We start from the raw sequence: 21,471 nt of genomic DNA on the forward strand, positions 1-21,471 counted from the left end.
GCCTTATTCGCCGCGCTTGCGCACGTCAGAAAGAAGATCCGCAAGGCTCGCCGCCTTGGGTTTTACCAGCCAGAAACGACTCAGGTAGTCATCAAAGTTATCCAGTAGCTCCGCGCCCCAGGCGCTACCGGTTTCGGCGGCATATTCTTCTATCACCTCGCGCAGGTGGCTCTGATGCGGCTCAAGAATTTCACTGCTAATACGGCGTAACTCAATCAACTCATGGTTGCAACGGTCGAAGAAATCCCGTTCCAGGTCGAGCACATAGGCAAAGCCACCGGTCATACCGGCACCAAAGTTAAAGCCGGTGCGACCCAGTACGGCAACCATGCCACCGGTCATATATTCACAGCAATGATCGCCAGCTCCCTCTACCACGGCAAAAGCACCAGAGTTACGCACGGCAAAACGCTCCCCAGCGCGGCCTGCAGCAAATAGCTTGCCCCCGGTAGCGCCATACAGACAGGTATTGCCGACGATACTGGTCTCCTCGGAGGCGAAGGTACTGTTTTCAGGTGGTCGTATCACCAGCTTGCCACCGGCCATACCTTTGCCGACGTAATCATTAGCATCCCCTTCCAGATACATCTCCAGGCCACCTGCATTCCAAACACCGAACGACTGCCCTGCCACCCCTTTAAGCTGTAGCTTGATCGGTGCTTCTACCATGCCCTGATTACCATGACGCTTGGCGATCTCACCGGACAGCCTTGCCCCCAGGGAGCGGTCGCAGTTGGTTATGTCATAGCTGAACTCGCCACCAGCAAGTTTCTCAATGGAAGGCAAAATCTCTTCCACCATTCGCTCGGCCAGTTCGCCCTTGTCCCAGGGCTCATTCCTGGCAGACTGGCAGGTTTGCGGTTTGCTATCGAGCAGTTCATCGGTATGTAACAGTGGAGAAAGATCGAGCTTCTTCTGTTTGTCGGTCTCTCCTTCCAACACACGCAACAGATCCACGCGGCCAACCAGTTCTTCCAGGCTGCGCACTCCCAACCGCGCCATCCATTCCCGGGTCTCTTCGGCAACGAAGCGGAAGAAGTTCATCGCCATCTCAGCAGTGCCGATATAGTGCTCATCACGCAGATTCTTACGCTGGGTAGCAATGCCGGTAGCACAGTTATTCAGGTGACAAATACGCAGGTACTTACAGCCAATGGCCACCATAGGTGCGGTACCAAAGCCAAAGCTCTCGGCTCCCAGGATGGCTGCTTTGATCACATCGAGACCGCTCTTTAAACCACCGTCAGTTTGCACCCGCACTTTGTCGCGCAAATCATTCGCGCGAAGGGTCTGATGGGTTTCAGCTAAGCCCAGCTCCCATGGAGATCCCGCGTAACGGATAGAAGTTATAGGGCTAGCCGCAGTGCCGCCGTCGTAGCCAGAGATGGTAATCAGATCCGCATAAGCCTTGGCCACACCTGCAGCGATGGTGCCAACGCCCGGGCGCGAAACCAGTTTCACCGACACTAACGCGTCCGGATTGACCTGCTTTAGATCGAAAATCAGCTGGGCAAGATCCTCGATGGAATAGATATCGTGGTGAGGTGGCGGAGAAATTAGCGTCACACCGGGCACAGAATAACGCAGGCGTGCGATCAGACCATTCACCTTACCGCCGGGCAACTGACCTCCTTCACCGGGCTTGGCACCCTGGGCCACCTTGATCTGCAATACTTCGGCATTCACCAGATAGTGCGGTGTCACCCCGAAGCGACCGGAGGCGATCTGTTTGATCTTGGAGACTTTATCAGTGCCAAAGCGTGCCGGGTCTTCACCACCCTCACCACTATTGGAACGCCCACCCAGCCGGTTCATTGCCTGGGCCAGTGATTCATGAGCCTCGGGCGACAGGGCCCCCAGAGACATAGCGGCAGAATCAAAGCGGCGCACAATTGCCGCAACTGGCTCCACCTCTTCCAGAGGTACTGACTCAATATTTTCTTTGAATCCGAGCATATCCCGCAGGGTTGCCACCGGACGCTGATTTACCAATTCCGCATAATCACGCCAAGCGGAATAGTCCCCAGTACTGGCAGCGCGGCGCAGCGCGGTCACAACATCCGGATTAAAAGTGTGGTACTCCTGACCGTGCACGTATTTGTGCAGCCCTCCGGGAGAGACCGGCTTGCGCGCCTTCCAGGCAATACTGGCACGCGATGCCATATCCGACTCCAGTTCAGCAAAACCGGCACCTTCGATACGGGTTGGCGCACCGGGGAAACACAGATCCACGACTTCTCTGGAGAGCCCCACCAGTTCGAACAGAAGGGCGCCGCGATACGAGGCCACCGTGGAAATTCCCATTTTCGATAGGATTTTCAGCAAACCCTTGATAATGCCATTGCGATAATTCTTCTGCGCTTCTGCGGCATCCAGCAGCAATTCACCGGTATCGATCAGATGATTGATAATGCTGTAAGAGAAATAGGGGTGCACAGCTGTGGCGCCAACACCTACCAGACAAGCCAGCTGGTGTGGATCTCTAGCACTGGCAGTGTCCACCACCACATTGGAATCACAACGTAGGCCCGCATGCACCAAGTGGTGGTGTACTGCACCGGTGGCGAGCAACGCATCAATAGGCAGCTGACCTTCGCGAATATCGCGGTCAGAGAGCACAACAATAACTGTACCGGCTCGGACAGAGGCCTCAACCCGTGCGCACAGTCTCTCAATTGCAACCTTCAGGCCCAGCTCCGCCGGGTCGTAATTCAGGTCGAATATTTCCGCATCAAAGCCAGGGCGATCCAGGGATAGCAATGCGGTGTATTTCATGTGGGACAGAACCGGGGAAGACAGTATCACCCGGTCTGCATGTGCTGGTGTCTCTTCAAATACAGATTTCTCACGCCCCAGGCAGGTCTCCAGGGACATCACCACAGTTTCGCGCAGCGGATCTATCGGCGGATTTGTAACCTGGGCAAACTGCTGGCGAAAGTAATCGTAAAGGGAGCGGTTGTAGCGGGATAAAACCGCCATCGGCGTATCGTCCCCCATGGAACCAACCGCTTCCTGGCCGGCTTCCGCCATCGGGCGCACTACCTTATCGCGCTCCTCCAGAGAAGAGCTGAACAGTTTTTGGTAAACCTTGAACTGCTGATGGGAGAAATTGTTGTCTACAGGGGCGGTAACCAGTTTTGAGCGAATGCGTCGCGCCTTCTCTTTCAACCAGCGCTTATAGGGCTGGGCGCGCTTGAGCATATTGTCGATATCAGCAGTGTGGAACAGCTTGCCCTCCAGAGTATCCACAGAAAGCATCTGACCTGGCCCCAGGCGCCCCTTGGCCACCACATCTTCAGGCGCGTAATCGTAAACCCCAATCTCTGAGGCCACGGTAATAATATCGTCTTTGGTAATCACCCACCTGGATGGGCGCAGACCATTGCGGTCGAGTGTACATACGGCATAGCGGCCATCCGTCATTACCAGGCCGGCAGGTCCATCCCAGGGCTCCATATGCATGGAAATATATTCGTAGAAGGCGCGCAGATCTGCGTCCATGCCCTCAACATTTTGCCACGCAGGGGGTACCAGCATGCGCAGTGCACGGTGTAACTCCATCCCGCCAGCAAGCAGCATTTCCAGCATGTTATCCAGACTGGAAGAGTCGGAGCCCTCACGATTTACCAGAGGGGTCAGCTCATTCAGCTCCGGGATCAACTCAGTAACAAACTTGTTGGTACGCGCTACCGACCAGTTGCGGTTGCCGGTAATGGTATTGATCTCGCCATTGTGCGCCAACATCCTAAAAGGCTGCGCCAATGGCCAGCGCGGCATGGTATTAGTAGAAAAGCGCTGGTGAAACACACAAATTGCAGTTTCCAGGCGCGGATCGGCTAACTCTGGAAAAAACTTTGGCAGGTCTGCCGGGATCATCAAGCCCTTGTAGGAGAGGACACTGGTTGAGAGGCTGGCAATATATACATCACTACTCAGCTGCTGCTCGGCCTTGCGCCGTGCAACATATAAACGCGCATTGAAACGGGCCTCTCCCAGAGGCGCCTCGGCATCATTGATCAGCAGTTGCTCGAAGCGAGGCTGGCAGTCATGGGCAATAGGCCCTAGACACTCTGGGTTGGTTGGCACGGTGCGCCAGCCGACGACTTGCAAGGTCTGGGCTTCCAGCTCTTTCTCTATTGTTCGGCGGGCGTTTTGGGCTTCGCCTTCATCGAGGGGCAACATTACCGAACCTACCGCATAGACGTCCGTCAGTTCAGCATTAAGTAGGTCGCGGGCTTCGCCGCGCAGAAATGCATCAGGCTTCTGTAACAGGAGGCCACAGCCATCACCGGTTTTTCCATCGGCAGCGATACCACCGCGGTGGGTCATGCAGGTAAGGGACTCTATGGCTGTCTGCACTAATTTGTGGCTCGCCACACCATGCAAATGAGCGATCAGACCAAAACCACAGTTGTCTTTGAACTCATCCAACTGATACAGACTGCTACCCATAGAATTCCTCGTCACTATCGATTGGGGGACCACAGGTAGTTCCAAAGCTCTACCTGTTATGGGCAAAAAATGCTCAAAGCTTTGCGCTACGCTCTCCTGCGGTCCCTGGCTAAAAGATCCCGAGATAAAAAAAGCCCTCTGGTGGGGCTTTCTTTATTGTTCTTGTTGGCGGTCGTCACGCCCCGCCATTATTTTCGGGGGCGCGCAATATTACTTGCCCAACACTAGCTTTTCAATATTTTGTAGTTTTTTTATCTGCCAAACACCAATTAAGCAGATATATTTCCTGTATTGGCGAATTCTAGTTATCCAGTACTCCGATTTTAGGATCTTTCGAGGCGGTCATCACTTAGCACCACAGTTCTTTAGCGCTTCTATAACCTTTTCCCTCGGTGTGTCATCGACGACTTTTGCATTGCCCAACGCCCTTAAGAGCACCAATCGCAGTTTTCCATCCACCACCTTTTTGTCCACCTGCATAGCTTGCAGGAAATGATCAACGGTCATATCCGCAGGGGATTGCTGCGGTAGTTGGGCTTTAGCTAGTAGGCTTCGAACCCGCTTTAATAAATCATCATCTACATCGCCTTGCAATCGTGATAACTCCAGTGCCATCACCATCCCTGCGGCAACCGCCTCTCCGTGTAACCAACGTCCATAGCCTTGGACGGCTTCAATGGCATGACCAAATGTGTGGCCAAAATTCAATATGGCACGACGTCCAGCCTCACGCTCGTCACTGGCCACAACTTCAGCCTTATCCCGGCAACACCGGTCAACGGCGTAAGCCAGCGCCTGCGGATCACGGCTCAACAGGGCGTCAATATTTTGCTCGATCCAAGAGAAAAATGGTTCATCACAAATCAGGCCATACTTAATGACCTCGGCTATGCCAGCAGAGAACTCCCGATCAGGTAAGGTCACTAAAGTATCCATATCCGCCAAGACCAGGCGCGGCTGGTAAAAAGCCCCAATCATATTTTTACCAAGTGGGTGATTTACACCTGTTTTACCGCCGACAGAAGAGTCGACCTGTGCGAGGAGTGTCGTAGGCACTTGAATGAAATCAACGCCGCGCTGGTAGCAAGCTGCAGCAAAACCACACATATCTCCAACAACACCACCACCCAATGCAATCAGGGTTGTTGTGCGGTTATGACGCTGCTCCAGTAAAGTATCGAAAATGCGATTTAGTGTATCGAGGGTCTTAAAGGACTCGCCATCAGGTAACTCGACAACATCGACCTTGTCGAAGCTGGACAAGCCCTTGAGTAATTGCTCTAGATATAAGGGGGCAACAGTTTCATTGGTAACAATACAAATCTGCTGTCCACGTATATAGGGCAGCAGATACTGTGAATCACCCAGGAGTTGTGAACCAATAATAATTGGGTAGCTACGCTCCCCCAACTCTACATTCAGGCAATGCATTGTGCTCTCCTTCCCGCCACCGCTGAGATTCAGCGAACTGAGTAAATGAGAGGCACTTTAGCACAGAGTCCAGGGAGGTTATTGGGAGAGGGTGTTCTGCAATCGTTCAACCACCAGCGCTACAGCCTGCTTGGGTGTCAGGTTATCAGTATCGCAAATAACATCTGCCACTTCACGATAGAGAGGTTCGCGCTCGTGCAATATTTCCTCAATACGCGCACGTGGGTCCGGAACCCGTAGAAGCGGTCGGTTGCTGTTTTTTGAGGTACGTTCGAATAACTGATCCACACTGGCCTGCAGATAGACAACAAGGCCGTACTTTTGCAACTGCCGGCGGTTCTCTTCCAACAGCACTATTCCGCCACCAGTACCGATAATCTGACACTCTCCATGGCATAGTTCTTCGAGTACTTCACTTTCACGGCGTCGAAAACCCGCCTCCCCTTCTACATCAAAAATCCAGGGAATGTCGGCACCGGTACGCTCTTCCAGCACCTTATCGGTATCGGCAAACGGCAGCTGTAATTGTGCAGCAAGCAATTTGCCGATGGTAGATTTGCCGGCCCCCATGGGGCCGACCAAAAATATGGAACGGTTAATCACTTAGAGTAAAAATTCTCATCTTCCATAATTCGAGGAGTGATAAACATGAGAAGCTCTCTCTTATCATCAGTTCGAACGCTTCTCTTGAATAGGTTACCTAAATAAGGAATATCCCCCAATAAAGGCACTTTAGTTTCACTTTCAAGGATATTACTTTCGAATATCCCACCTAAGACAATAGTCTCACCATTTCGCACTAATACTTTAGTTGACAGGTTATTAACATTAATTGAGGGTATTGATGCAAAATCAGTTACTTCAATCAATTCACCAACACTATTCTGTTTGATATTTAGTGCCATAATAATGTTGTTATCTGGGGTAATTTGCGGAAGTACCGTAAGCTCCAATACGGCTTCTCTAAAAGTTATAGATGCGGCACCTGATGAGGTTCTTTCCTGGTAAGGGATTTCCACACCAGATTGAATCGTTGCTTCCTGCTTATCCCCTGTAACAACTTTAGGCTGGGAAACTATTTCAGCCTTACCCACATCTTCCATAGCTGACAGCTCGAGCCCCAGGTAAAAATTGTCCTTCAAGATAGCATAGGCCAAACTTCCCACCGCATTTGGCGCACCAAGGTCCACCATTAAGGGGTCCAATACATTTGGTGAGCCAGTCAAAACTCCATTGACAATTCCTACGTCATCATCCTCATCAAGAGGCAAATGCCCCCCAGCGCCAACTCCCGAAGTACTATCATTAATTTCATCAGCGCCAACATAATTCCATTGAACGCCCAATTCACTGGCAAAGTCACTATTAGCTGTAACAAGGCGCGCTTCAATCATCACCTGGCGGATTGGGATATCAATAACCTCTATCAACTCCCGAAACTGTGCAATTTTATCTTCCGTATCCGTCAGAATAATTGTGTTTGTTCTCTCGTCTACAATTGCGCTACCGCGAGGTGACAAAATACTCGCTTTATTGACATCCCGGCTATTTCCACCAGCAAATCCACCTTGTCCGGAGCTATCGCTATCTTTCCCTGAAAATAAAGTGAATATTTCTCCAGCATCAGCATAGCGGACACGGATATATTCAGTTAATAATGGAGCCAGTTCTTGAAGCTGTTTGCGGGTTTCAAGCTCTTGGCGCTCCCGCTCAGCAATCTCAGCGGCAGGCGCAACCATGATCACGCTGCCCTCCTGACGCTTATCCAGACCTTTTGCTTTCAAAATCAAAGCCAATGCTTGATCCCAAGGTACTCCATCAAGTCGCAGGGTAATTCTTCCCTCAACTGTATCGCTTGCTACAAGATTCAGTCCCGTGAAATCGGCAATTATCTGAAGGACAGATCGCACTTCAATATCCTGGAAGTTCAGCGATAACTTTTTACCACTAAACTGAAACTCTTTTTCCTTCTCCTTTATCTCCTCAGCAGTGAGAGGCTTAACACTGAGCACATATTCCGTATCTGCCTGGTAGGCGAGATAATCATAATCAACGTCGGTAGGGTCAACAGCTATAACTGTATTTTGTCCATCGTAGTCAACAACGATTGAATTTACCACTGTAGCAAAATCAGTGACGTCAAGGCGTTGACGCAATGACTCAGGTAATTTCGCCCCCAGAAAAGTTAGATAAATCTTTCCTTTGGTACGCTCTACATCAATATTTACTGCTGGGTCAGAAAGGCTGACTATTACTTTGCCCTCCCCTTCTTCTCCGCGGCGAAAATCAACATTGTTAATCGCTATAGAGCCTGAAGTGCGAAACTGCTTTTCACCTCCAATACTAAGGCCACTATCATGAGTCATTGTGTCAGAGGGAGCGACTGCCGTTGCCTGCTCAACCGAACCGGCACCAATCTCCAAGACTAGCTGATTACCTTTAACCTCACTGGTATAAGCCGGAAGCTGGTCCAGGTTAACTATCAAGCGGGTTCGATCTTCACTCGAGACAATTACTGCGCTTCGAGCCCCGCCTATTCCGAGAGAATACTTCTTTTGTGGCAGAGAACTCTCTACACCAGCAAGATCCATCACAATTCGTGCTGGCTGCTCAATCGTATATCCAGTTGGCTCAGGGGGTACATCGGTAAACGTTAAACGTAATTGCACCCTGCTACCAGGCAGCTCAGAAAACTGGATATCACTAAGCTGATTTATTTGAGCCTGTAAGGCAGCTGGAAGTACCGATAAAGCGAGCAATAATAGTTGAAACGGAGCTAAAAACTTGGCAAGTTGCTTTTTAATCATTATCCGTTGTCCTTTTCTTCCAACGTCAGTGCCCGCGGCCTCTCAATCCAGCCACCAGTGCCATCAGGTACAATTTCCAATACATCGAGCTGATCGGCATTAGCATTGACCACTCGGCCGTGATTTTTCCCAAGATAGTTTCCTATCGTCACTCGATGAATACCTCCGGCACCATCATCTATCAGCCCCCATAGTTGGCCATCCCGTGACAAAGTACCCACCATAGAAAGAGCGTCAAAGTTGAAACCTTCAAGCAACTCGCGACGACGGCTCATATCGGGGGCAATATCCAGTTTTCGTCCCACTAAGCGTTGCTCTGACTCCAATATGGGTCTTGTAAACGGGCTTCTCAGTGCCGCAGCGCTGTATACATATGGGCTGTAAGGAGTAAACGTCGGAATTGGCTCTATCTGCCCCTGGGGTCTTCTTTCAACCTCAGCCATTCTTTCTGTTAAATCTGAATGGTCTGCATTCAAACTACAGCCTGACACTGTAAAGAACGCGATAACAAGGATGGAAAGTCTTATCATTCCTCATCCCCTTGATCTTTATAACGATATGTTTTGGCATTAATCACCATATTGAGCAAACCACCACTGTCACGGCTCGCTGAAATATTAAAGTCATGTAGAGTCACGATTCGCGGCATGCCCGCAATACCACTAATAAAAGAGCCAAATTCATGATAGCCACCATGAACCTGGATTCTAATTGGCAGCTCCACATAAAATTCGCCTACCAATTCGTCTTGCAGAGCAACTTTTTCAATAGTTAAACCACTGCCACGACCATACTCATCTATATCCTCTAACAGACCTGGGACCTCAGTATCTTTCGGTAGCTGCTTAAGAAGAGCACCGAAAGTCTCCTCCATTTCTACCAGCTGTTCCCTATAAGCATCCAAGTTCGCAGCTTCAAATTGTTTCTTTTCAAACTGAGTAAAAAGGTCCTGCTCTTTTTTAGCGGCAATATCCAGCCTGCTATATAAATCACCAACCCAAAAATAATAACCGAGACCAATTATAATTGCCGTAATGATCACTAGTAGAGCAACACGCCCAGGTAAGGGCCAAACTCCAACACGGCTAAAATCGATATCATTGATATCCAGATTTTCAAGCTGTTTTAACGTATCCCCCAATGCCATGATCAGGATCCTTTAATTTGCTTCATCGACGTGTTCATTCTCTTTTTTCGTCCACTGAGATTTACCGCCAATTGAAAAGCGCTGGCTTGCTCGCCAAAAGCTGGGCTCGCAGTGACGCCAGTAAGATTTGGGGAGTCATACCAATCAGACTGATCCAGGTTTCGCATAAAAGAAGAAACCCGGTTATTGGATTCAGCGATTCCAGATATTTCCAGGCTATTTCCCTTCCGCTGGAGAGAATTTAACCAGAGCCCCTCTGGGGTCGCTTGGACCAATTCATCAAAATAGCGCACAGCTAGAGGTCTATTCCCCTGCAGCTCCTGGATCACCCGCATGCGGTCAATTAGCTCCTGGCGCCGTTTCTTCAAATCTTTAATTTCACGCACCTGTTTATTTAGCGCACTGATTTTCTCCTGAAGAAGCTGGTTACGCGCGTTTTGGTTTGAAACTTGCTCGTCCACAGTCTCTATCCATGCAAACACTAATAGCGCTGCAGCAATTACCACTAGCAAAGCTACTTGTTGAAAGTCCTTTTGCTTCTTAGCTCGATACTCCTGGCGCCAGGGTAGCAGGTTTATTTTGGCCATATCAGTACTCCTTCTCCCGCATCGCTAACCCTGCGGCAATCATCAACGCAGGTGCCTCATTGGCCAGAGACTGGCGATTTATTCGCGAGGAGAGGCTCATCCCATGGAAAGGATCAGCGACTAGTGTGGGTTTACCCAATTTCTCACCAACTAACTCGGATAACCCCTCCATTGCTGCGACGCCACCGCTGAGCAGGATGTAATCCACATCACTATATGAGGTGGAGGAGTAAAAGAATTGCAGTGAGCGAGTAACCTGCTGAATGACAGCATCGCGGAAAGGTTCCAGTACCTCAGCGTAATAATCATCCGGCAATCCGCTGCCTCCCTGGTGCTTGGCCAATGAGGCTTCCTCGGCAGACAGACCATAACGGCGCTGGATTTCATCAGTAAGCTGGCGGCCACCGAAAAGCTGTTCACGTGTGTAAACAGTCTTGCCGTCAACAAGAACTGACAAAGCACTCATGGTGGCACCAATGTCCACTACAGCGACAACCATTTGCTCCTGAGGCGGAAATTGATCTTCCAACAGGGTATAAGTTCGCTCGATGGCATAAGCCTCCACATCGACAACACCCGCTTCCAACTCCGCTTCGCTGAGAGCAGAAATTCGCTGTTCAATATTTTCACTGCGACAAGCCGCGAGCAGAACTTCCACCTGATCCTCACCCTTTTCAGATGGCCCCTGCACCTCAAAATCCAGACTCACCTCTTCAAGTGGGTAGGGGATGTACTGATCAGCTTCGAGAGCTATACGCGCCTCCAGATCTTCATCGGAGAGATCTGCGGGCATTTCGAGAGTCTTTGTGATTACTGCCGAGCCGGAAACGGCTACTGCGGCACGACGCAGACGAGTCTTGGACCGGCGCACCACCTTGCGAATAGCTTCGGCTGTGGCTCCAACATCATTGATGTTCTTATCTACCACCGCATTGGGTGGAAGAGGTTCCACGGCGTAACTTTCGACACGATATTTATCACCATTGCGACTTAGCTCCAGCAACTTCACTGCAGTCGAGCTAATATCGAGTCCCAGCATGGCCTTCGGGCCTTTATCCAGAAAAGGGAAAATCCCCATTTTTCTTATCTTTTCCGTGGGTTATGAAAGTTTGATGTTATAGCACTTTAAATTACCGCTTCAACCAGCATTTGCATAGGTAATAGCGCACAATATTCGTATAATTATTCACCGAATCTTACAAATGAAGTACACAGAAGCAGTTTCATGACCGTAAAAGCCCGAAATCGTCTACTAGCACTGCTCTGGCTCTGTCTCGCCGGGACGGCCGGCGCAGCCATGACTCTCGCCAGCATTTATCTTTACTTAAAGCCCGGGCTGCCCTCCGTTGAGAGTCTGCGCGACATTCGCCTGCAGACTCCCCTGCGAGTCTATTCACAGGATATGAAGCTTATTGGGGAGTTCGGGGAGAAACGACGTAACCCGATTACCATTGAGCAGACGCCAGAGCCTTTTATCAAAGCGGTTTTAGCTGCCGAGGATGCGAGTTTTTACTCTCACAATGGTGTTTCAATCAAAGGCTTGATCCGCGCGGCTTCACAACTAATTCGAACCGGCTCAATTCAATCGGGCGGTAGTACCCTGACCATGCAGGTGGCGCGCAACTTCTTCCTGAGCCGGGAACAGCGCTTCGTACGTAAGTTTAATGAGATTCTGCTATCTTTACAGATTGAGCGCGAACTCAGCAAAGATGAAATTCTCGCCTTATATATCAACAAAATTTTCCTGGGTAACCGCGCCTACGGCTTCCAGGCCGCCGCTCATGTGTACTACGGCCGCGATATCAAAGACCTGAACCTGGCCCAGTGGGCCATGATGGCGGGCCTTCCCAAGGCGCCCTCCACATTCAATCCAATTGCCAATCCGACCCGTGCCCTGGTGCGGCGTAATTGGATTTTGAAACGCATGCTCGATCTCGACTATATCGACCAGGATGAATACAAACACTCCATTACCGCTCCTGTGACCGCCAGCTACCACAGCCGCGACCTGGACCTGGATGCCCCCTATATTGCCGAGATGGCACGCAAGGAAGCTGTGGAGCTATTTGGTGACAGCGCATATACAGATGGCTACCAAGTCATCACTACTGTCGATAGCCGCCTTCAGGACGAAGCGCGCAAAGCCCTTCAGCATGGCCTGGAAACCTATGACTCACGCCATGGCTATCGTGGCCCCGAGCAACGCCTACCACCTGAGCTGCTGCACGATAGCGACCAGTTGATCGATCTTCTCAATGAAATACCAGTCCTGGGAGGGCTTGAGCCAGGGGTAGTAACGGCAGTAAAGCCCAAGCTCCTACAGGTTCAGTTACGGGATCGCCGGGTTGTAGAGGTTCCCTGGGAGAATGGACTTAAATCCATTCGCCCCTATATCTCCGAAAGTGCTCGCGGACCACTTTTGCAGTCCGCAGACAAAATGTTTGCCCCCGGTGACGTCGTTCGGTTACGCCGCATTGAAATTGATAAAACTGATGAGGACCAAGCTGCAGTTCAAACTGTGAGCGTGGCGGAAGAAGTGCCTCAACCCGATCCTTTCGCCAGTCCTGAAGAAGAGGGTCCCGATCCCCAGGAGCCCCAGGTCACCGAAGAGTGGGAGCTGACCCAGGTACCCGCCGCTCAGGGAGCCTTGGTTTCCATCGCCCCTGAGGATGGCGCAATACGCGCATTGGTGGGCGGTTATGACTTCCGCCAAAGTCACTTCAACCGGGTAACCCAGGCGGCACGTCAGCCGGGTTCGAGCTTTAAACCCTTTATCTACGCATCGGCTATCGAGCGGGGCTACACTGCCGCCAGCATGATCAATGATGCCCCGATTATTTTTGAGGAAACCAACCTTCAAGATGTATGGCGCCCCGAAAATGATGGCGGCACATTCTTAGGCCCAACCAGATTGCGTATGGCACTCTACAAGTCACGCAATATGGTCTCCATTCGCCTGCTGCAGGCTCTGGGACTGGACTATGCCTTGGGCTTTGTGGAGGGCTTCGGCTTTGAGCGCAGCAAGCTGGCACGCAACCTGACTATCGCGCTCGGCAGCTCGGCTCTGACTCCATTGGAAATGGTTCGTGGCTATGCCGCCTTCGCCAACGGCGGTTACCGGGTGGAACCCTACCTGGTGGACCGAGTGCTGGATGTTAATGGCAAAATGCTCTACCAAGCTTTACCGCTCACCGTTTGTAACGACTGTCCAGAGCCCGGCAACGAACCCCAGGGTTTTAATCGGGAACCCGTGGATCTGGCAGTGTTGCAACAGGAAGGGGAAGGGCCAGATCAAGGCGAGACGCCCCCAGAACTAGAGGTTCTTCCTGTCGGCCCTATGGACCCGACAAAATCCCAGGCAAGGCCACTGGCGCCGCGTGCCATGTCACCAGAGACAGCGTACATCATGGATTCCATCCTCAAGGATGTGATCAAGAAAGGCACCGGCCGCCGTGCACTCGCCATGAAACGCGGGGATATCGCTGGTAAAACTGGAACTACCAACGGACCCCGCGATGCCTGGTTCTCGGGCTACAGCCCCTACCTGGCCACCAGCGCTTGGGTCGGCTTCGACTCCTATGGCGAACTGGGCAAAAATGAATACGGTGGCTCTGCAGCTCTACCTATCTGGATAGACTTTATGACGGCCGCGCTGGAGGGGTTGCCGGAGCGTCATTTGGCCCAGCCCGACGACATTGAGACCGTACGCATCAACCCGGAGAACGGCCTGCGTACTTCCTATGGCGGCATGTTCGAAATTTTCCGCACCAATCGGGTGCCCAGTCGCGAGGTCTACAACCCCTATCGCAACCGCTATACGGATGAAGATCGGGATATGCCCGGACGGGAACAACCGAGAGAATCCCTGCCGGAGGAACTATTCTAGTAGATTTGCTTCGGCAAATATGAAGGGGCATTTGCCAATTACAAAAATAAAAAGGGGCCTAATGGCCCCTTTTTTAAAAAATATCGCACTATTTGGGAGTAGCCTCAGTCCATCTCACAGTACTTAAGACAGGCCCGCTCCAATCCCTGTAGATCGGGGATCACAGCTTCTTCACCGGAAAGTGCCACGTGCATCAACTCACCAGGATTCAATGTATGCTCACGCAGAGCCAGCTCTTCTGGAGTCACCCGTACCAGTCGAGGAGTACCCTGCAGAATGAGCGCAAAATACGGCAGGTCGCCATCAGGGTTACCACTGCTTAGCACCGCAATACGTCCATTTTCAGAAGTGCTACTGAGAGATTCACCGCGCATCACATCAAAAGACAGCAGTGGCAACCTCTGCTCACGCCAGATTAAGTCTCCGAGATACCACTCGGGGGCATCGTACACAGCCACAGGGGTCTGTATCGCAATGACCTCAGAGAGGCTTTCTACGGGCACCAGCATCTGTCCCTGTTGCAGGGGCAACAACAAACTGCTCACTTCCTGCGGAACATCTACTGACAGTGCTTCAACTTCACTCATTGCCTATCTCTTGTCTATAGTCTTCGAGGCCGCTTCAGCTGCCAACAGCTGAAGCACCTGCGTATTCACGGATTGCCTCAAGTAAAACATCTTCCTGGTATGGTTTGCCCAGGTAATGGTTTACCCCTAGCGACATGGCATGATCCCGGTGCTTGCTACCGGTACGCGAGGTAATCATCACGATAGGGATATCCCTTAAGCGACTGCTGGAGCGGATATGGCGCGCAACCTCAAAACCATCCATACGTGGCATTTCTATATCCAGCAGAATCAAATCGGGAATCTTGTCTTGAAGCTGGATCACCGCATCCTGGCCATCTTTGGCGGTACTTACCAAATAACCCTCGCGCTCAAGGAAACGCGAGGTTACCTTACGTACCGTCACGGAGTCGTCCACCACCATCACTGTTTGCTGGCGATCTTCCGGTTCGGGCTTAGGCTCAGCCTGCAGCTGCAACTGTGGCATTTCCGGGCGGGCGAGCTGAGTTGCCTGGCGGCGCAGCAGGGCATGTGCATCGAGAATCACAACCACGGTGCCATCACCGGTTACTGTAGCTCCAGAAACTCCCTGAACCCCCGCAAATTGTGGCCCCAGGCTCTTCACCACAATCTCCCGGCTGCCGCGGATAGCGTCAACCTGCAAAGCCATGGCGTGCCCTTCTGAACGCACCAGCAAAACTGGCAGCTGCATATCGTCAACACTGAGTTTGGGTTGGGCACCGGACTTCAGTAGGGTACCGAAGTAGTTCACTTCATAAAGTTCACCGGCGTACTCAAAGCGCGCATCCTCGGAACGGTAGTAATGCTCCAGCTCAAAAGGACTGAGACGCACAATACCCTCGATAGTATTCAGCGGTAGGGCGAATAAGTCCTCACCGATTTTTACCATCAAGGCGCGGTTAACAGATACCGTAAACGGCAACCGCACGACAAACTCAGTTCCGGCACCTGCTTCGGAGTTGATATGTACACTGCCACCGATCTGCTTGAGTTCGGCGGAAACTACGTCCATACCCACACCTCGACCGGAAATCTGGGTTACCTTTTCTGCAGTAGTAAACCCCGCCTGCAAGATAAACTGCAGTATCTCGTTATTGGACAGCTCAGCATCCGGGCGCATCAAGCCATTCTCGACGGCCTTCTCCCGCACCCTGATTAAGTTAACTCCGGCGCCATCATCGCGAATGGTCAAAACCACTTCGCTACCTTCTCGCGCCAGGGCTACATCGATACGACCGCGCTCTGCTTTACCAGCTGCAAGACGTTCTCCCGGCATCTCGATACCGTGGTCCACGGCGTTGCGTAACATATGTTCAAGTGGCGCAACCATACGCTCGAGCATGGATCTATCCAGCTCACCCTCCACGTTGGAGAAAACGAGCTCAACCTGCTTGCCAAGCTCGGCGCTCACCTGACGCACAATACGACGCAAACGCGGTACCAGACGGGAGAAAGGCACCATGCGGCTGCGCATCAGGCCTTCCTGCAGCTCGGTATTCACCCGTGACTGTTGCAACAACAAAGTCTCTGTATCACGCGCTTTGTTATCAAGCGTTGAGCGCAGTTCCATCAAGTCAGAGGTAGACTCCAATAGAGAGCGGGACAGCTGTTGAATAGATGAGTAGCGGTCCATTTCCAGTGGGTCAAAGTCACCATCTTGTTCCGCCAACTGCTCCTGGCGGAAGAGAATTTGTGCTTCGGTTTCCCGGTCCAGACGGCGCAGCTGTTCATTGAGGCGCAACAGAGTTGCATCCATCTCGTCCAAGGCCAGGCCGAACTCACTCATCTGCTCTTCGAGGCGACCACGTGAAATAGCAGTCTCACCGGCAAGGTTAACCAGCTCTTCCAGAAGCTCAGCGGCAACACGTACCATTTCCTGGGGTTGGTTACGAGTAGGAGTCGCAACCTCTGTATTGGTAGTGCTGGACTTGCGAATAAACGGCAATACGTTCCCGCCTTCCGGGTTTTCCACTGGCTCCGGCAGCAGGGAAGGTATGTCGGATGAGTCGACCGGGGTCTGACCCGGCAACTCTACTGTCGGCATAGGCTCTTCGGCAGCGTTGTTTACCTCTCCCTCGATTGGAGGTGCTTCAACGGGCATTTCCTGCAGAGGCGCTTCGCTGCCAGAAACCTGCACTGCAGCTGCTGACGCAACATGTCGATCTGCCCAATCGGTACTGAGCAATTGAACGAAAGCTTCCAGCTGCTCACCCACCATCCAGGCGCGTATGGTTTCAACCCCGTCAGCTATTCGATCATGGATACGGTGAGCATCGGCAAAAAATTCTGGCGTGGGGCGCGTATTATCACGCATACCCTCAATGACAGTTTCAAAACGGTGGGCAACTTCACCAAGCCCCATCAAGCCAGCCATACGCGCACCACCTTTAAAGGTATGCAACACCCGCTTCAAGGCTTCCGCTTGTTCGTGACTTTCTGGCACATCCTCCCAGCTCTGGATCAACTCTTCCAGCTCGTCGGTAAGATCACCGGCCTCCTCCATAAAGACATCAACCACATCGGGATCAATGTCAGCCAGCAGACGCTGTTGTTCCGCAACCCGGTCTTCGCTGTGGATAGCAGCTGGCTCAGCAACCAAAGAGGTCGCCGTTACAGGTTCCTCCGCGATTGTAAGTTCCTGAGGGATATCGATAAGCTCCGGATCAGGGTGCTCAGTGATAGCTCTATCGGCACGACTATCAGCTGGAGTCTCGGAGAGTGCCTGATACAGGTCATCCAGTGTGGGTTCCTGGGCCTCTTCTGCTTGGGTCTCAGCCACTTCAATATTACTGTCCGGCTCAATGACTTCAGCTGTTGGCCGCGACTCATAATCATCCGGCTCGAGTACTGGTTGCTCCGCTTCAATCTCTACAGCGATAGCTACCTGCTCTGACTCCTCTTCTGCGGATGCGACAGAGTCCAGCTCTTGGGGCTCTATCCCCAATTCACTCAGATCGTAGTCTTCCTCCGCAGCCTCGACAGTTGCCTCGTCCTCCGCCAGATAGCGCAGCGCCTCTTCAACGGCTTCACTCACTTCTGGCAGATCCTGGGCTGCAGCCACGGCATCAACAAGGTCGAGCAGCTCATTGTGTCCTTGTTCCAGAGAAGCCCAAAGTGCAGGCTCCTCCTCAAGCTTGCCGGCCAGCACCTTGCGATAAACAGCTAATAGCAATTGTGCTAGTTCGGCCAGAATGGGCAACTGCGCACGACTGGCAGCCTCTTGCAGGACGTCCAGCTCTTCAGCAACTTCGTTGACTTGAGTTTTATCCGTGGGATTCGCTCGCCATTGGTTGAGCATCTGGTCGGCATCCAACAGGACCCGCATGCCATCGGCCATCAGCACCGCAAGCAACTGTGGGTCTACCGCTTTCGGTTCGTTGGCCTCGCGCTCACGTATCAGATGGCCTACAGAGCGCTCCTGCAATTCCGCTACGCGAGCAACAAACTGCTCAGACTTTTCTACCTGAATGAGCTCGGCCGCGCGAATCTGCCCCAATACCTGACGAACATAGCTGGCACCATCACCGATCAGCTCGAAGATATCCGCATCAATGGGCACCTGATAAATGCGCAGTTCTTTCGCAAAGCGCTCCAGCGGCGCCATCATCTCGGCAACCACCTTAACTTCCGCCATGTGGGCAGAGCCTTTGAGGGTGTGCAACGCGCGATGGAGCGGATCGCTTGGTACTCCATATACCGGGGCAACTGCGCGCATTTCCATGAGGAAATCATCAACAACAGCGAGGTGCGTCTCAGCTTCCTGGGCGAAAATCTCCCAAAGCTGCGCGCGATCGTCGCTGTTATCATCTTCAACAGTATCGCTCGTTGAGGCTTCACCAACATCTAACGCCAACAGCTCCTCAGGGATCTGCCCCTGACTAAGCTGCTCAGCCCAAGCCTGCAATTGCAGGGTAAGAGGCTGATCTGGGTCCCCTTTGCCAAGGCGGAAAGCCTCAACCATTGAGGGCAGTTTTTGGAAGACCTGCTCAATCAGGAGTACATGGGCCCGCTGAGGCGTGACGCTGTCATCAATCACCCGATTCAGCATATTCTCCACTGACCAGGCGAGCTCACCGATGTCCAGCGCCTCAACCATACGGCCGGACCCTTTGAGGGTGTGGAAACCACGTCGGAATTCCACCAGAGCATCAGTATTGGCAAAATTTGCCGCCCACTCAGGGAAGTAGTTGCCTATATGGGTAAGGACTTCACTGGCCTCTTCGAGGAAGATTTCAATGATCTCATCGTCGATCAAGCTTTCGCTGTCGTCCACAAATACCTGGGGTTCTGCAGACTCTTGGGCCGGCCCCTCAACGGGCTGAACATTAGATTGCTCCCCTGCCGGTACGGGCACCTCAACTTCCGAAGTCTCAACAGCGGAATTCTCTACCGCTTGTGTAGCTATTTCAGCCTGTGCATTTACCCCATTATTTGAGAGCCAGTCATCGTCCTGATCAGCCGTAGTGGAAAGCTCTTCTTTGGCAACGCGTGGAGCAGAAACGGAAATGGATTCCGCTTTGGTAACATCGTCTCCACCGGCAACACTCTCTAATGGTAATGTTGCTTCTTCATCAGTGTCGCTGCCACCCGGCAGCTCATTAACTGCTTCCGATTCTACCGATTCAGGCACAAAAGTATGCTGATCGGTTAACTCACTTCCAGTTTCCCCGGATATGGCAAATTCGGGGTCAAGCAGATTAAAGCCATCATCCCCCTCCTGACTCTCCACAGTGGCCTGCGGTGCTTCGTCCTGGGGAGCAATTACTTCCGAAGCCTCAATCTGAGGACTTTCGAGGGCAAAGCCCAAGTTGGCCACGCTATCCTCAGCCAGCGCCAACAGCATTTCAGTATCTTCCAGCCCCTCTGAGCGGCGCTCCAGATAGTACTCGACACTGGTTATCGCATCAGCCAGGGTATCGAGCATGCGCCATTCAGGCTGTTCAGCTTGCTCGATTAGGGATTTATTAATGTAATGGTTACAACAGGCAATAATTTCACCAGCACGCTGGTAGCCTACCATTTCCAGACCACCACAAACTTCCTGCAGACGTTGCGGTACCCGGCTTAAATAGCTGATATCCCAATGGCTGGCGACATACTCCATTACCGCCTCTTTCACGGCCTCAAGGCCCAGGCGCGCCTCGCGCAAAACTGAGTCGGTGGCATCTCCCATTATCGGCTGTTCATCATCGACCTGCTTATTGCGGTCAACAGTGGCAGCAAGGGCCGAATCAAGCTGTACCAGCTCACCGGCAGCACGCAGTAGGTATTCCTCGACATCGGTGCCGCGGGAGGCATCACGCAGATATTCATAGATGCCGCGGGCGCGGCCGCGCTGCGCCTCCAAGCCAAGTACGCCAAGGGTATCTGCGATCCGCTTGGCAACTGCAGCGGTATCACTTAACGGTGGTTGCTCACTGGCGCCGCTCGGTTCCAGCGCCTCGCGAACCAATTGCAACTCTTCCCGCAGTGCAGCGATCGCAGTACCCAGAGCCTCAGGGCCCATGGCCAGCACGTCCTCTGTATCCGGTCGTGGTGTCCCCGGAACCGCTTTATCCAAGGCAAAACGCTGGTATAAATCCTGACAGCGCGGGCCATTTGGGCCCGCCAGGTATACATAAAAAAGAAGGTTTCGCAGGAAATCCGCATCAAGGCGGGCATCCAACACCTTGGCACCGCGCCCCTGCAATAAACGGAATTCCACATCTACACGACGCAACAGATGACGAAGGGCCGGCTGGACATTGATGCGGTGCTCGCCGAGCGCCTCCAGGAGCCCCAGTAAAATCTCCCACTGAGATTGGCGCCGACTGCCGCTATAAAGCAGCTGCATTTTCTCAATGATTTTATTCAGGTACGCCAGACTCTCACCACTGTTCACATCCCGAATCAGGCCGGCAGCTGCTACGTGATACATTTTGCGCAGCTTCGTTACAAGCTCCTGCAAACGTGCACTATCAGCAGTCAGTGGTTGGCGCTTGCCACTTATACGATCCAGGGAGGATAGGTCTGGAGAGAAGAGCGCACCCTCGGTGATCAGGCGCTCACGGCGGACCGCACGCAGGTCATTGAGTAAGGGTAACAGCAGGACTGCGTTATCACGACGCTGAAAAGAGACCTTCTCAAGGTAGAGCGGCAACTCCAACAAAGCGCGCATAAGGAATTCGCGCGTTTCGTCGGTGTTTTCAACACTGCCACTGGCAAGGGCCTGTACCAGTTGTTCCATCTCTTCGGCGAGCATCGCTGCGCCACTGAGTTGAGCCATATGCAGGCTGCCGTGTACCTGGTGAACCAGGGACAAACTATTCTGCAGCAGTGTTGCACCCGCTTCTGGATCCGTGGCAAATGTCTCGAGGAACTGGCGCGCCTGCGCCAGGGTCTCGTTGATTTCACCAATCAGCCAATCCAGGGCCATGAAGTTCGGATTGTCGTGACTCACGCCGAGCCCCCAATAATTCATTCTCTACACAGGCGCTATACCCCGATGCGAACCTGAATCCGCGATTATCTGGAGGGTACTCCGTGCGCCCCTATGTGCCCGGTCACCAATTGGCTACCGGGTTTTATAAGTGGG

General features: G+C 52.3%; 11 protein-coding genes. 1 reads left to right on the plus strand and 10 read right to left on the minus strand.

Going from position 1 to position 21,471, the window contains the following annotated elements:
- Positions 1-3 precede the first annotated feature (3 nt).
- The 8 genes from gltB to P3339_RS21885 form a co-directional block, all read right to left on the minus strand.
- Positions 4-4,452 (minus strand): glutamate synthase large subunit, encoded by a 4,449-nt coding sequence (gltB, locus tag P3339_RS21850; protein ID WP_282951887.1) that lies wholly within the window; start codon positions 4,450-4,452, stop codon positions 4-6.
- Between the two features lie 345 nt (positions 4,453-4,797).
- Positions 4,798-5,883 carry a 3-dehydroquinate synthase gene (gene aroB, locus P3339_RS21855; RefSeq protein WP_020413638.1) on the minus strand — a complete coding sequence of 362 codons (1,086 nt, stop codon included), beginning with the start codon at positions 5,881-5,883 and terminating at the stop codon, positions 4,798-4,800.
- Positions 5,884-5,961: 78 nt separating this feature from the next.
- Positions 5,962-6,486, minus strand: a complete 525-nt coding sequence (gene aroK / locus P3339_RS21860) for a shikimate kinase AroK (RefSeq protein WP_020413639.1) — start codon at positions 6,484-6,486, stop codon at positions 5,962-5,964.
- Positions 6,483-8,690, minus strand: a complete 2,208-nt coding sequence (locus P3339_RS21865; protein WP_282951888.1) for a type IV pilus secretin PilQ — start codon at positions 8,688-8,690, stop codon at positions 6,483-6,485. Before P3339_RS21865 ends, aroK begins: the two co-directional genes overlap by 4 nt.
- On the minus strand, positions 8,690-9,220 hold the full coding sequence (locus P3339_RS21870) for a pilus assembly protein PilP (protein ID WP_282951889.1): 531 nt from the start codon (positions 9,218-9,220) through the stop codon (positions 8,690-8,692). Before P3339_RS21870 ends, P3339_RS21865 begins: the two co-directional genes overlap by 1 nt.
- Entirely contained in the window at positions 9,217-9,837 is a 621-nt protein-coding gene (locus P3339_RS21875; protein ID WP_020413642.1) for a type IV pilus inner membrane component PilO, read from the minus strand. The genes P3339_RS21870 and P3339_RS21875 overlap by 4 nt, the downstream gene beginning before the upstream one ends.
- A 2-nt stretch (positions 9,838-9,839) precedes the next feature.
- Positions 9,840-10,424, minus strand: coding sequence for a PilN domain-containing protein (locus P3339_RS21880; RefSeq protein WP_282951890.1), 585 nt, complete (start codon positions 10,422-10,424; stop codon positions 9,840-9,842).
- 1 nt (position 10,425) lies between these two features.
- On the minus strand, positions 10,426-11,502 hold the full coding sequence (locus tag P3339_RS21885) for a pilus assembly protein PilM (protein WP_282951891.1): 1,077 nt from the start codon (positions 11,500-11,502) through the stop codon (positions 10,426-10,428).
- Between the two features lie 147 nt (positions 11,503-11,649).
- On the opposite strand from P3339_RS21885, the gene P3339_RS21890 reads away from it, so the two are divergent.
- Positions 11,650-14,310, plus strand: a complete 2,661-nt coding sequence (locus tag P3339_RS21890; protein WP_282951892.1) for a penicillin-binding protein 1A — start codon at positions 11,650-11,652, stop codon at positions 14,308-14,310.
- Positions 14,311-14,414: 104 nt separating this feature from the next.
- Here the strand turns inward: P3339_RS21890 and P3339_RS21895 are convergent, their stop codons facing one another.
- Positions 14,415-14,897, minus strand: coding sequence for a chemotaxis protein CheW (locus tag P3339_RS21895; protein ID WP_020413646.1), 483 nt, complete (start codon positions 14,895-14,897; stop codon positions 14,415-14,417).
- A gap of 34 nt (positions 14,898-14,931) precedes the next feature.
- Entirely contained in the window at positions 14,932-21,312 is a 6,381-nt protein-coding gene (locus tag P3339_RS21900; protein ID WP_502867341.1) for a hybrid sensor histidine kinase/response regulator, read from the minus strand.
- Positions 21,313-21,471: the final 159 nt, after the last annotated feature.

Origin of the sequence: Microbulbifer sp. MLAF003 (genome assembly GCF_030012965.1) — a bacterium.
Classification (GTDB): domain Bacteria; phylum Pseudomonadota; class Gammaproteobacteria; order Pseudomonadales; family Cellvibrionaceae; genus Microbulbifer; species Microbulbifer variabilis.

Excerpts from the sequence above, each read along its gene's own strand:
- P3339_RS21895 (WP_020413646.1), bottom strand. The coding sequence starts at position 14,897 with ATGAGTGAAGTTGAAGCACTGTCAGTAGATGTTCCGCAGGAAGTGAGC.
- P3339_RS21885 (WP_282951891.1), bottom strand. The coding sequence starts at position 11,502 with ATGGGGATTTTCCCTTTTCTGGATAAAGGCCCGAAGGCCATGCTGGGA.
- P3339_RS21870 (WP_282951889.1), bottom strand. The coding sequence starts at position 9,220 with ATGATAAGACTTTCCATCCTTGTTATCGCGTTCTTTACAGTGTCAGGC.
- aroB (WP_020413638.1), bottom strand. The coding sequence starts at position 5,883 with ATGCATTGCCTGAATGTAGAGTTGGGGGAGCGTAGCTACCCAATTATT.
- gltB (WP_282951887.1), bottom strand. The coding sequence starts at position 4,452 with ATGGGTAGCAGTCTGTATCAGTTGGATGAGTTCAAAGACAACTGTGGT.
- P3339_RS21865 (WP_282951888.1), bottom strand. The coding sequence starts at position 8,690 with ATGATTAAAAAGCAACTTGCCAAGTTTTTAGCTCCGTTTCAACTATTA.
- P3339_RS21880 (WP_282951890.1), bottom strand. The coding sequence starts at position 10,424 with ATGGCCAAAATAAACCTGCTACCCTGGCGCCAGGAGTATCGAGCTAAG.
- P3339_RS21875 (WP_020413642.1), bottom strand. The coding sequence starts at position 9,837 with ATGGCATTGGGGGATACGTTAAAACAGCTTGAAAATCTGGATATCAAT.
- P3339_RS21900 (WP_502867341.1), bottom strand. The coding sequence starts at position 21,312 with ATGGCCCTGGATTGGCTGATTGGTGAAATCAACGAGACCCTGGCGCAG.
- P3339_RS21890 (WP_282951892.1), top strand. The coding sequence starts at position 11,650 with ATGACCGTAAAAGCCCGAAATCGTCTACTAGCACTGCTCTGGCTCTGT.